Annotated in this window: 8 protein-coding genes and 3 rRNA genes; all 11 read left to right on the top strand. The window is 64.0% G+C overall.

Annotated elements, in window-relative coordinates:
• Positions 1–309 precede the first annotated feature (309 nt).
• The 11 genes from KQY30_RS30620 (at position 310) to KQY30_RS30670 (ending at position 13,235) form a co-directional block, all read left to right on the top strand.
• Positions 310–1,835, top strand: a 16S ribosomal RNA gene (locus tag KQY30_RS30620).
• A 306-nt stretch (positions 1,836–2,141) separates the two neighbouring features.
• A 23S ribosomal RNA gene (locus KQY30_RS30625) occupies positions 2,142–5,264 on the top strand.
• 81 nt (positions 5,265–5,345) lie between these two features.
• Positions 5,346–5,462 (top strand): 5S ribosomal RNA (rrf, locus tag KQY30_RS30630).
• The 16S, 23S and 5S rRNA genes sit together here, the layout of an rRNA operon.
• Before the next feature lie 136 nt (positions 5,463–5,598).
• Positions 5,599–6,207 carry a CDP-alcohol phosphatidyltransferase family protein gene (locus KQY30_RS30635; RefSeq protein ID WP_046507525.1) on the top strand — a complete coding sequence of 203 codons (609 nt, stop codon included), beginning with the start codon at positions 5,599–5,601 and terminating at the stop codon, positions 6,205–6,207.
• A gap of 110 nt (positions 6,208–6,317) precedes the next feature.
• Positions 6,318–8,822 (top strand): mannose-1-phosphate guanyltransferase, encoded by a 2,505-nt coding sequence (locus tag KQY30_RS30640; RefSeq protein WP_217309784.1) that lies wholly within the window; start codon positions 6,318–6,320, stop codon positions 8,820–8,822.
• Between the two features lie 100 nt (positions 8,823–8,922).
• Complete coding sequence (locus KQY30_RS30645) at positions 8,923–9,852, top strand: DUF881 domain-containing protein (RefSeq protein ID WP_217309786.1); 930 nt, start codon at positions 8,923–8,925, stop codon at positions 9,850–9,852.
• Positions 9,849–10,181, top strand: a complete 333-nt coding sequence (locus tag KQY30_RS30650) for a small basic family protein (protein WP_023543062.1) — start codon at positions 9,849–9,851, stop codon at positions 10,179–10,181. The genes KQY30_RS30645 and KQY30_RS30650 overlap by 4 nt, the downstream gene beginning before the upstream one ends.
• 56 nt (positions 10,182–10,237) lie before the next feature.
• Positions 10,238–10,984, top strand: a complete 747-nt coding sequence (locus tag KQY30_RS30655) for a DUF881 domain-containing protein (RefSeq protein WP_254407715.1) — start codon at positions 10,238–10,240, stop codon at positions 10,982–10,984.
• Positions 10,985–11,132: 148 nt separating this feature from the next.
• The gene (locus KQY30_RS30660) at positions 11,133–11,954 is read left to right on the top strand and encodes an FHA domain-containing protein (protein WP_254407716.1); all 822 of its coding nucleotides are present in this window, start codon (positions 11,133–11,135) and stop codon (positions 11,952–11,954) included.
• 16 nt (positions 11,955–11,970) lie between these two features.
• Positions 11,971–12,708: a MerR family transcriptional regulator gene (locus KQY30_RS30665; protein WP_217309790.1), complete on the top strand. Its 738-nt coding sequence runs from the start codon at positions 11,971–11,973 to the stop codon at positions 12,706–12,708.
• Positions 12,709–12,761: 53 nt separating this feature from the next.
• Positions 12,762–13,235, top strand: a complete 474-nt coding sequence (locus KQY30_RS30670; protein ID WP_006123076.1) for a bifunctional nuclease family protein — start codon at positions 12,762–12,764, stop codon at positions 13,233–13,235.
• Positions 13,236–13,256: the final 21 nt, after the last annotated feature.

Genomic DNA, 13,256 nt, shown 5'->3' on the forward strand with positions numbered 1-13,256 from the left:
GCATGCCTGCGAATCGGTGGTCGGGGAGAGGGAAAAGGACTGGTAGAGTCGGAGACGCAAGACCGAAGGGAAAAGCCCGGAGGAAAGCCCGGAAGGGTGAGTACAAAGGAAGCCTCCGTTCCTTGAGAACTCAACAGCGTGCCAAAAGTCAACGCCAGATATGTTGATACCCCGACCAGCGGGAACGGTTTTCTGTTCCGGCAGGTTGAGGTTCCTTTGAAGAAAACACAGCGAGGACGCTGTGAACCACTGGTCCTATTCCGGCCGGTGGTTCCGCTCTCGTGTGTGATACCGGATATCCGGTGCACATTCACGGAGAGTTTGATCCTGGCTCAGGACGAACGCTGGCGGCGTGCTTAACACATGCAAGTCGAACGATGAAGCCTTTCGGGGTGGATTAGTGGCGAACGGGTGAGTAACACGTGGGCAATCTGCCCTTCACTCTGGGACAAGCCCTGGAAACGGGGTCTAATACCGGATAACACTCTTCTCTGCATGGGGGAGGGTTGAAAGCTCCGGCGGTGGAGGATGAGCCCGCGGCCTATCAGCTTGTTGGTGGGGTGATGGCCTACCAAGGCGACGACGGGTAGCCGGCCTGAGAGGGCGACCGGCCACACTGGGACTGAGACACGGCCCAGACTCCTACGGGAGGCAGCAGTGGGGAATATTGCACAATGGGCGGAAGCCTGATGCAGCGACGCCGCGTGAGGGATGACGGCCTTCGGGTTGTAAACCTCTTTCAGCAGGGAAGAAGCGTGAGTGACGGTACCTGCAGAAGAAGCGCCGGCTAACTACGTGCCAGCAGCCGCGGTAATACGTAGGGCGCAAGCGTTGTCCGGAATTATTGGGCGTAAAGAGCTCGTAGGCGGCTTGTCGCGTCGGATGTGAAAGCCCGGGGCTCAACCCCGGGTCTGCATTCGATACGGGCAGGCTGGAGTGTGGTAGGGGAGATCGGAATTCCTGGTGTAGCGGTGAAATGCGCAGATATCAGGAGGAACACCGGTGGCGAAGGCGGATCTCTGGGCCATTACTGACGCTGAGGAGCGAAAGCGTGGGGAGCGAACAGGATTAGATACCCTGGTAGTCCACGCCGTAAACGTTGGGAACTAGGTGTTGGCGACATTCCACGTCGTCGGTGCCGCAGCTAACGCATTAAGTTCCCCGCCTGGGGAGTACGGCCGCAAGGCTAAAACTCAAAGGAATTGACGGGGGCCCGCACAAGCAGCGGAGCATGTGGCTTAATTCGACGCAACGCGAAGAACCTTACCAAGGCTTGACATACACCGGTAACTGGCAGAGATGTCAGCCCCCTTGTGGTCGGTGTACAGGTGGTGCATGGCTGTCGTCAGCTCGTGTCGTGAGATGTTGGGTTAAGTCCCGCAACGAGCGCAACCCTTGTTCTGTGTTGCCAGCATGCCTTTCGGGGTGATGGGGACTCACAGGAGACTGCCGGGGTCAACTCGGAGGAAGGTGGGGACGACGTCAAGTCATCATGCCCCTTATGTCTTGGGCTGCACACGTGCTACAATGGCCGGTACAATGAGCTGCGATGCCGTGAGGCGGAGCGAATCTCAAAAAGCCGGTCTCAGTTCGGATTGGGGTCTGCAACTCGACCCCATGAAGTCGGAGTTGCTAGTAATCGCAGATCAGCAGTGCTGCGGTGAATACGTTCCCGGGCCTTGTACACACCGCCCGTCACGTCACGAAAGTCGGTAACACCCGAAGCCGGTGGCCCAACCCCTTGTGGGAGGGAGCTGTCGAAGGTGGGACTGGCGATTGGGACGAAGTCGTAACAAGGTAGCCGTACCGGAAGGTGCGGCTGGATCACCTCCTTTCTAAGGAGCATCTAGACCCCCAACGGGGTCCAGAGCCACTACGCCGGCAAGTGTCCGGCGGTGGTCAGCTCATGGGTGGAACGTTGACTATTCGGCACGATCGGCATGATGGGTTCACTAGTACTGCTTCGGCGTGGAACGTGGGTCTGTGGTGCTGGTCGGGTCGGGCGCGCTGTTGGGTGTCTGAGGGCACGGGCGAGTGTGTTGCCTGTTTCTTCAGTGCCGGTCCCAGTGAACTCGCTGTATGGCGGGGTGGTGGGTGGCTGGTCGTTGTTTGAGAACTGCACAGTGGACGCGAGCATCTGTGGCCAAGTTTTTAAGGGCGCACGGTGGATGCCTTGGTACCAGGAACCGATGAAGGACGTGGGAGGCCGCGATAGGCCCCGGGGAGCTGTCAACCGAGCTGTGATCCGGGGGTGTCCGAATGGGGAAACCCGGCAGTCGTCATGGGCTGTCACCTGCTGCTGAACACATAGGCAGTGTGGAGGGAACGAGGGGAAGTGAAACATCTCAGTACCCTCAGGAAGAGAAAACAACAGTGATTCCGGGAGTAGTGGCGAGCGAAACCGGATGAGGCCAAACCGTATGTGTGTGATACCCGGCAGGGGTTGCGCATGCGGGGTTGTGGGAGTTTTCTGGATCGGTCTGCCGGCCGGTCGGCGAGTGAGAAACCGTATGGGTAGGCGAAGGGCATGCGAAAGGCCCGGCGTAGAGGGTAAGACCCCCGTAGCTGAAATTTGTACGGCTCGTTTGGAGATTTCCCAAGTAGCACGGGGCCCGAGAAATCCCGTGTGAATCTGGCGGGACCACCCGCTAAGCCTAAATATTCCCTGGTGACCGATAGCGGATAGTACCGTGAGGGAATGGTGAAAAGTACCGCGGGAGCGGAGTGAAATAGTACCTGAAACCGTGTGCCTACAAGCCGTGGGAGCGTCGGAGCAAGGCTTGCCTTGTTCTCGTGACTGCGTGCCTTTTGAAGAATGAGCCTGCGAGTTTGCGGTGTGTTGCGAGGTTAACCCGTGTGGGGGGAGCCGTAGCGAAAGCGAGTCCGAATAGGGCGTTTTAGTAGCGCGCTCAAGACCCGAAGCGGAGTGATCTAGCCATGGGCAGGTTGAAGCGGCTGTAAGAGGTCGTGGAGGACCGAACCCACCAGGGTTGAAAACCTGGGGGATGACCTGTGGTTAGGGGTGAAAGGCCAATCAAACTCCGTGATAGCTGGTTCTCCCCGAAATGCATTTAGGTGCAGCGTCGTGTGTTTCTTGCCGGAGGTAGAGCACTGGATAGGCGATGGGCCCTACCGGGTTACTGACCTTAGCCAAACTCCGAATGCCGGTAAGTGAGAGCGCGGCAGTGAGACTGTGGGGGATAAGCTCCATGGTCGAGAGGGAAACAGCCCAGAGCATCGACTAAGGCCCCTAAGCGTATGCTAAGTGGGAAAGGATGTGGAGTCGCAGAGACAACCAGGAGGTTGGCTTAGAAGCAGCCATCCTTGAAAGAGTGCGTAATAGCTCACTGGTCAAGTGATTCCGCGCCGACAATGTAGCGGGGCTCAAGCATACCGCCGAAGTCGTGTCATTGCAGCATGAGGGCCAACGCCCGCTGTGATGGGTAGGGGAGCGTCGTGTGCCGGGTGAAGCCGCCGCGTAAGCGAGTGGTGGATGGTTCACGAGTGAGAATGCAGGCATGAGTAGCGATTCACACGTGGGAAACGTGTGCGCCGATTGACTAAGGGTTCCTGGGTCAAGCTGATCTGCCCAGGGTAAGTCGGGACCTAAGGCGAGGCCGACAGGCGTAGTCGATGGACAACCGGTTGATATTCCGGTACCCGCTTTGAAACGCCCAGTATCGAATCCATTGATGCTAAGGCCGTGAAGCCGCCCTGGAGCCTTCGGGCAAAGGGGAGTGGTGGAGCCGTCGATCCAAGGTGGTAGTAGGTAAGTGATGGGGTGACGCAGGAAGGTAGTCCAGCCCGGGCGGTGGTTGTCCCGGGGTAAGGGTGTAGGGCGTTGTGCAGGTAAATCCGTGCAACATAAGTCTGAGACCTGATGCCGAGCCGATTGTGGTGAAGTGGATGATCCTATGCTGTCGAGAAAAGCCTCTAGCGAGTTTCATGGCGGCCCGTACCCTAAACCGACTCAGGTGGTCTGGTAGAGAATACCGAGGCGTTCGGGTGAACTATGGTTAAGGAACTCGGCAAAATGCCCCCGTAACTTCGGGAGAAGGGGGGCCACACCAGGTCAAGGCACTTGCTGCCGGTAGCTTGGGGTGGCCGCAGAGACCAGCGAGAAGCGACTGTTTACTAAAAACACAGGTCCGTGCGAAGCCGTAAGGCGATGTATACGGACTGACGCCTGCCCGGTGCTGGAACGTTAAGGGGACCGGTTAGCTCCATTTCGGTGGGGCGAGGCTGAGAACTTAAGCGCCAGTAAACGGCGGTGGTAACTATAACCATCCTAAGGTAGCGAAATTCCTTGTCGGGTAAGTTCCGACCTGCACGAATGGCGTAACGACTTCTCGACTGTCTCAACCATAGGCCCGGTGAAATTGCATTACGAGTAAAGATGCTCGTTTCGCGCAGCAGGACGGAAAGACCCCGGGACCTTTACTATAGTTTGATATTGGTGTTCGGTTCGGCTTGTGTAGGATAGGTGGGAGACTGTGAAGCGGCCACGCCAGTGGTTGTGGAGTCGTTGTTGAAATACCACTCTGGTCGTGCTGGATGTCTAACCTGGGTCCGTGATCCGGATCAGGGACAGTGTCTGATGGGTAGTTTAACTGGGGCGGTTGCCTCCTAAAGGGTAACGGAGGCGCCCAAAGGTTCCCTCAGCCTGGTTGGTAATCAGGTGTTGAGTGTAAGTGCACAAGGGAGCTTGACTGTGAGACCGACGGGTCGAGCAGGGACGAAAGTCGGGACTAGTGATCCGGCGGTGGCTTGTGGAAGCGCCGTCGCTCAACGGATAAAAGGTACCCCGGGGATAACAGGCTGATCTTCCCCAAGAGTCCATATCGACGGGATGGTTTGGCACCTCGATGTCGGCTCGTCGCATCCTGGGGCTGGAGTCGGTCCCAAGGGTTGGGCTGTTCGCCCATTAAAGCGGTACGCGAGCTGGGTTTAGAACGTCGTGAGACAGTTCGGTCCCTATCCGCTGTGCGCGTAGGAGTCTTGAGAAGGGCTGTCCCTAGTACGAGAGGACCGGGACGGACGAACCTCTGGTGTGCCAGTTGTTCTGCCAAGGGCATGGCTGGTTGGCTACGTTCGGGAGGGATAACCGCTGAAAGCATCTAAGCGGGAAGCCTGCTTCGAGATGAGGACTCCCACCCCCACTGAGGGGGTAAGGCTCCCAGTAGACGACTGGGTTGATAGGCCGGATATGGAAGCCAGGTGACTGGTGGAGTTGACCGGTACTAATAGGCCGAGGGCTTGTCCTCAGTTGCTCGCGTCCACTGTGTTAGTTCTGAGACCACGAACAGCCGTGACTTCTTCCGGCGGGCTTGTGTGTTTCGCAGTGTTTCGGTGGTTATAGCGTGAGGGAAACGCCCGGTTACATTCCGAACCCGGAAGCTAAGCCTTACAGCGCCGATGGTACTGCAGGGGGGACCCTGTGGGAGAGTAGGACGCCGCCGAACAAACTTTATAAGAATGCCCTGTACCAGAGGTCTGGTACAGGGCATTTCTGTTTGCTCACCCCCTTGCACTCCACTGCAGACGCTGAGGGTAAGGTCAGGACGCATCGTTGGCACGTTCCACACAGGAGGCCCCCGGGTGGAGGTCCAGGAGACTCGCGTTCAGACGGACCGGGTGCTCACCGTCCCCAACATCCTCAGCATGGCCCGGCTCGTCGGCGTCCCCCTCTTCCTGTGGCTGATCCTTCGTCCCGAGTTCGGCGGACCGAACAGCGACGGCTGGGCATTGCTGGTCCTGATGCTGAGCGGTGTCAGCGACTATCTCGACGGCAAGCTCGCCCGCCGCTGGAACCAGATCAGCAGCCTCGGCCGACTGCTGGACCCCGCCGCGGACCGGCTCTACATCCTTTCCACTCTCGTCGGACTCACCTGGCGCGAGATCCTGCCGCTGTGGCTCACCGCCGCCCTATTGGCCCGCGAGCTGATGCTTCTGGTGATGGTGGGAATCCTTCGCAGGCACGGCTATCCGCCACCCCAGGTGAACTTCCTGGGGAAGGCGGCTACCTTCAACTTGATGTACGCCTTCCCGCTCCTGCTCCTGAGTGACGGAAGCGGTTGGCTTGCGTCACTCGCCGAAGTTTTCGGATGGGCGTTCGCCGGATGGGGTACAACTCTCTACTGGTGGGCAGGGATCCTGTATGTGGTCCAGGTCCGCCGGCTTGTGAAGGCGGACACCGCGGCCGATTAGCTCGTCGAGTGCGCCGTGCAGTGTCGCCGGCGCACGCCTGACGCCTTAGGGGCCGCTGTCCAGACGGGTGAAGTCGGCGAGACCGTCTCTTCAAGGAGGACGCTTCCGACATGAAGGCCGTCGTGATGGCTGGTGGCGAAGGCACTCGGCTTCGCCCCATGACCTCGAGCATGCCCAAGCCGCTCCTGCCGGTGGTGAACCGGCCGATCATGGAGCATGTGCTGCGGCTGCTCAAGCGCCATGGGCTCAGCGAGACCGTCGTAACCGTGCAATTCCTTGCCTCCCTCGTCAAGAACTATTTCGGCGACGGTGAAGAGCTCGGTATGGAGCTCACCTACGCCAACGAGGAGAAGCCGCTCGGCACCGCGGGGAGCGTGAAGAATGCGGAGGAGGCGCTGAAGGACGATGCCTTCCTCGTCATTTCCGGCGACGCGCTCACCGACTTCGATCTGACCGACCTCATCGCCTTCCACAAGGAGAAGGGCGCACTGGTGACGGTGTGCCTGACCCGGGTTCCGAATCCGCTGGAATTCGGCATCACCATCGTGGACGAGGAAGGCAAGGTCGAGCGTTTCCTGGAGAAGCCCACCTGGGGCCAGGTCTTCTCGGACACCGTCAACACGGGCATCTATGTGATGGAGCCCGAGGTCTTCGACTATGTCGAGGCGGATGTCTCGGTGGACTGGTCCGGCGATGTCTTTCCTCAGCTCATGAAGGAAGGCAAGCCGGTCTACGGCTATATCGCCGAGGGCTACTGGGAGGACGTCGGCACACACGAGAGCTATGTGAAGGCCCAGGCCGATGTCCTGGAAGGCAAGGTCGATGTGGACATCGACGGGTTCGAGATCTCGCCGGGCGTCTGGGTCGCCGAGGGCGCCGAGGTCCATCCCGACGCGGTCCTGCGCGGGCCGCTGTACATCGGGGACTACGCCAAGGTCGAAGCCGACGCGGAAATCCGCGAGCACACCGTCGTCGGATCCAACGTCGTCGTCAAGACCGGTGCGTTCCTCCACAGAGCCGTCGTCCACGACAACGTTTATATCGGGCAGCACAGCAATCTGCGCGGCTGCGTGATCGGCAGGAACACCGACATCATGCGGGCCGCCCGGATCGAGGACGGCGCGGTCATCGGCGACGAGTGCCTCGTCGGCGAGGAATCGATCATCCAGGGCAATGTGCGGGTCTACCCGTTCAAGACCATCGAGGCCGGCGCGTTCGTCAATACATCGGTCATCTGGGAGTCCCGGGGACAGGCGCATCTCTTCGGCGCCCGTGGTGTCTCGGGCATCCTGAACGTCGAGATCACGCCGGAAGTGGTGGTGCGGCTGGCCGGCGCGTACGCCACCACCCTGAAGAAGGGCTCCACCGTCACCACGGCGCGTGACCACTCCCGTGGTGCCCGCGCACTCAAGCGGGCCGTGATCTCCTCGCTCCAGTCCAGCGCCATCGACGTACGGGACTTGGAGAACGTACCGCTGCCGGTCGCCCGGCAGCAGACCGGCCGGGGCAGCGCCGGCGGGATCATGATCCGTACCTCGCCGGGCGTGCCGGACTCCGTGGACATCATGTTCTTCGACGAGCGCGGTGCGGATCTCTCCCAGGCGGGCCAGCGCAAACTCGACCGCGTATACGCGCGCCAGGAGTACCGGCGCGCCTTCCCCGGCGAGATCGGGGACCTGCACTTCCCCTCCAGTGTCTTCGACTCGTACACCGGCTCGTTGCTGCGCAATGTTGATACGTCGGGGATCTCGGAGGCGGCGCTCAAGGTCGTCGTCGACGCGTCCAACGGCAGCGCGGGGCTCGTACTGCCCAGCCTGCTGGGCCGGCTCGGGGTGGACGCGCTGACCATCAACCCCGGTCTGGACGAGTCCCGGCCGACGGAGACGGTCGAGTCGCGCCGTTCCGGACTGGTCAGGCTCGGCGAGATCGTCGCTTCGGCGCGCGCCGCGTTCGGGGTGCGCTTCGACCCTGTTGGCGAGCGGCTGTCGCTGGTCGACGAGCGTGGCCGGATCATCGAGGACGACCGTGCCCTGCTGGTGCTCCTCGACCTGGTGGCCGCCGAGCGGCGCAGTGGCCGGGTGGCGCTGCCGGTGACGACCACGAGGATCGCCGAGCAGGTCGCCGCGTACCACGGCACACAGGTGGCATGGACGACGACCTCACCGGACGACCTGACCCGGGTGGGCCGTGAGGAGTCCACGATCTTCGGCGGTGACGGGCGCGGAGCCTTCATCGTCCCGGAGTTCAGCAGTGTCCTGGACGGTACGGCGGCCTTTGTGCGGCTGATCGGTCTGGTGGCGCGTACGCAGCTCACGCTCAGTCAGATCGACGCCCGTATCCCCCGTGCCCATGTGCTGCGGCGCGATCTGGCCACGCCCTGGGCCGTCAAGGGTCTCGTCATGCGCAGTGTCGTGGAGGCGGCCGGGGACCGGCAGGTCGACACGACCGACGGTGTACGGGTCGTGGAGGCCGACGGCCGCTGGGTGATGGTGCTGCCCGACCCCGCCGAGGCCATCACCCATCTGTGGGCGGAAGGCCCGGACGACGCGTCGGCGCAGGCGCTGCTCGACGAGTGGTCCGCCGTGGTCGACGGCGCAGGTCACCAGGGTCCTTAGGGCAAGTCGTACCGGTGTGCCGGACATGCCCCTGAAGGGTGCCCGGCACACCGGTGGGGCCATTCGGCGGTAGCGGCCGCGACGTGCGACGATGTGCGGCATGCCGCAGCAGCCCCCCATTCGGAGCACCTCTGCTCCGCCCGTCCGCCCCGATGCGTCGATGTCGCTGCTGAACAATGTGATGGATCACAGCCTCGACGAGGGGTACGCGGAGGCGGCGGCCCGCAGGGACGCCGAGGAGGGCGGTCTGCCCAGCACGCTCCGCGCGAAGCTGTGGCTCGCGGCCGGTCTGGTGCTGGCCGCTCTGGTGGTCACGGTGGGCGCCGCGCAGGCGCGGATCTCGGCGCCGGTCGTGGCCAAGGAACGCGATGAGCTGATCGACCGCATCAACGCGGAGACCTCCACGGCCGACGAGCTGGAGAAGTCGGTCGAGAAGCTGCGCGACGAGGTGGGGGCGCGCCAGCGTGCCGCCCTGCGCGCGCACGGCGGCGACACCGGCGAGCGGATCGCCCTGCTGGCGGGCGCCACTCCGGTGCGCGGACCCGGTGTGAAGCTCGTGGTCGACGACGCCAGGGAATCGGGGTCGGACGGCGGCGGGCCGCGCGGCAGCGGCGGCTTCTCCGACACCGGCCGGGTACGCGACCGTGACATGCAGCGAGTCGTCAACGGCCTGTGGGAGTCGGGCGCGGAAGCGATCGCCATCAACGGGCAGCGCCTGACATCGCTGTCCGCGATCCGGGCCGCGGGCGATGCCGTGCTGGTCGACAACAGGCCACTGGTGCCGCCGTACACGGTGCTCGCGGTGGGGAACGGCAAGAAGCTGAGCGCCGCGTTCCAGGACAGTGCCGATGGCCGGTATCTGCAGTCGTTGCAGCAGAACTTCGACATCCGCACCAGCATTTCCGATCAGGAAGAGGTGCGTCTGCCTGCCGCGCCGAGCCTGATCGTACGTACAGCAGAGCCGGGGGCCGCCGACGCCGGGAAGGGCGACGGGCAGGGCACGGCAGACACCGGGAAGGGCACATCGTGATCGCCGTACTGGGCCTCGTCGTGGGAGTCGTGGTCGGACTGTTGGTCCGGCCCGAGGTGCCGGCGGTGGTCGAGCCCTATCTGCCGATCGCCGTCGTCGCGGCCCTCGACGCGGTCTTCGGCGGCCTGCGGGCCATGCTCGACGGGATCTTCGTCGACAAGGTGTTCGTGGTCTCCTTCCTGTCGAACGTGGTGGTGGCGGCACTGATCGTGTTCCTCGGCGACAAGCTGGGCGTGGGCGCGCAGTTGTCCACGGGGGTGGTCGTCGTGTTCGGTATCCGGATCTTCTCCAACGCTGCCGCGATCCGCCGGCATGTCTTCCGGGCGTGACGCCGATGAGCAGCGTGGAGACACCCGAGGACGCGAACGGTACGGCCGGTACGGACATGCCGCCGGCGCCGGGACCCGAACAGCTCACCGGCCGCCAGCGATTGGCGGCGGGTCTGTGGCCGCCCCGGGTCACCCGGGCCCAACTCACCGTCGCGGGCCTGCTGTTCGTGCTCGGACTCGGGCTCGCCATCCAGGTCACGTCCAACAACGACGACAGCGCCCTGCGCGGCGCCCGCCAGGAGGACCTCGTCCGCATCCTCGACGAACTGGACGACCGCACCCAGCGGCTGGAGGACGAGAAGCAGCGGCTCGACGACCAGCGCACCGAGCTGGAGAACAGCTCGGACCAGGCCGAGGAGGCCCGTAGACAGACGCTGGAGAAGGCCCAGCAACTCGGAGTCCTGGCCGGTACGGTCGCCGCCCAGGGGCCCGGTATCAGCCTGACGATCAGCGACCCGAACAGCGCGGTCGAGCCGGACATGCTGCTCGACACGATCCAGGAGCTGCGGGCGGCAGGCGCCGAGGCCATCCAGGTGGACGGGGTGCGGGTGGTCGCGGACACCTATTTCTCGGGTGCGGGCGGCGACGTCGAGGTGGACGGGCGGCCGGTGACGGCGCCGTACGAGTTCAAGGTCATCGGCCGGCCGCAGGATCTGGAGCCCGCTCTCAACATTCCCGGCGGCGTGGTCCAGACGCTGGAGAAGGAGCAGGCCACGGCCACGGTGACACGGGCTGAGAAGATCGTTGTGGATGCCTTGCGACCGGCGGAGCGGCCTGACTACGCTCGGTCGTCGTCGGGGTGAGCCGGCGGGGCATGGCGGCCGTCCGACGCGGGCATGAGCTTGCGGGGGGTCGGCGCACGATCAGCGTGGTGTGTGGTGGAAACTGTCCGGTGGATACGGACGTTGTCAAGATGTCCGGGTCGGCAGGTGTGTTCATTCAGGGTTCGTCCTGCCCCACGGGCGGGTCTGTTTCGGTCAAGGGGAATCGCCCGTGAAGTTGTTTGGGAAGTTGTTCGGCAAGAGCGCCCGCGAGGAAGGCGGCGGTTCGGCCCGCCACCGTGCGTCGCGGCACGGTCAGGGCGAGGAGCAGAGCGGCGAGCGCCCGCTCTTCCGCGACCAGGTGGGCGGCGACGCCCCCGGCGCGTCGTCTGTTGACCCTGCAGGTCCCGGCCGCATAGGTTTCGGGCAATCATCTGCCCCGGCGGGGCAGTCGCGGCAGGAGGATCCCACTATGGCGGGCTTGCCGGTCTGTACGAGGTGCGGACACCGGAACGCGGAATCGAGCCGGTTCTGCTCCAACTGCGGTGCGCCGCTGCGGGGCGGGGCGCCCGCCGAGCGCGCCTCGGAGACCACCTCGACGATCTCCATCTCGGGTCTTGAGGCGTACGACTCCGAAGTGACCGGCCAGACGGCGCTTCCCTCGCTCACGCCGGAGGCTCAGGCCGCCGTCGACGCGCTGCCGCCGGGCTCGGCGCTGCTGGTGGTGCGCCGGGGTCCGAATTCGGGCAGCCGCTTCCTGCTGGACAGCGAGCTGACCACGGCCGGCCGGCATCCGCAGAGCGACATCTTCCTTGACGACGTGACCGTGTCGCGCCGCCATGTGGAGTTCCGCCGGGGCGCGGACGGGCACTTCACCGTCTCGGACGTCGGCAGCCTGAACGGTACGTACGTCAATCGTGAGCGGATCGATTCGGTCCTGCTGGCGAACGGCGACGAGGTCCAGATCGGTAAGTACCGGCTGGTCTTCTACGCGAGCCAGCGGGGCGTGTGACCCTCAGGGAAGGTCCATGCTGCGACCACCGACGGGCGGTGCCGGCGACGGCACCGCCCCCACGGGCGAGCTGATGAGCATCGGCGCGGTGCTCGGCCGCCTCCGGGAGGAGTTTCCGGGGGTCTCCGTCTCCAAGATCCGTTTCCTGGAGTCGGAGGGGCTGGTGGAGCCGCACAGAACCCCCTCCGGTTACCGGAAATTCAGTCCCGAGGACGTCGAGCGGCTCGCCGACGTCCTGCGGTTGCAGCGGGACCACTACCTGCCGCTGAAGGCCATCCGGGAGTATCTCGACGCCCGTGGCCGCGGCGAGCAGCCGGAGCTGCCGGCCCTGAAACGCGGGTCCCGGCCGGTCGGCGCGGGCGAGCCGGAGCCCGAGGGCGCCACCGCCGCCACGATCGGGCGCGACGAGTTGCTGGCCGCCGCCGAGGTCGGCGAGAGCAGGCTCGACGAGTGGGAGGCGTACGGCCTCATCACTCCGATGCCGGACGGCGGGTACGACGCGGAGTCCGTCACGGTCGCGAGACTTGTCTCGGATCTGGGGAGATTCGGTCTGGAGCCACGGCATCTCCGCGCCATGAAAGCCGCCGCCGAGCGCGAGGCGGGACTGGTCGAACAGGTGGTGGCGCCACTGCGCAGACACCGTAATCCGCAGACCAGGGCCCATGCCGAGGCCACCACGAAGGAGCTGGCGGCGCTGTCCGTACGGCTGCACGCGGCGCTGGTACGGACGGCTCTCGGGGTCCGGCAGCACTGATCGCGGGGGAGCCCGACTACCCAAACCTGCCGGGCACGTCCTAGGGTTGCTGTGTGAACGAGCTCGACGTTGTGGGTGTCCGGGTGGAAATGCCCTCCAACCAACCGATCGTGCTCCTGCGTGAAGTGGGAGGCGACCGGTACCTCCCCATTTGGATCGGACCGGGGGAGGCGACCGCCATTGCCTTCGCCCAGCAGGGCATGGCTCCGGCGAGGCCGCTGACCCATGATCTCTTCAAGGATGTCCTTGAGGCCGTGGGCCAGGAGCTGACCGAGGTCCGGATCACGGACCTGCGCGAAGGGGTCTTCTACGCGGAGCTGGTCTTCGCCAGTGGCGTGGAGGTGAGCGCCCGCCCGTCCGACGCCATAGCGCTGGCGCTGCGCACGGGTACGCCGATCTACGGCAGTGACGGGGTGCTGGACGACGCGGGTATCGCGATCCCGGACGAGCAGGAGGACGAGGTGGAGAAGTTCCGCGAGTTCCTCGACCAGATCTCGCCGGAGGACTTCGGGACCAACAGCCAGTGAGCGGCCGCCGGTGAGAGCCGA

It is taken from the genome of Streptomyces sp. GMY02 (assembly GCF_019056675.1).
Taxonomy (GTDB): Bacteria; Actinomycetota; Actinomycetes; order Streptomycetales; family Streptomycetaceae; genus Streptomyces; species Streptomyces odonnellii.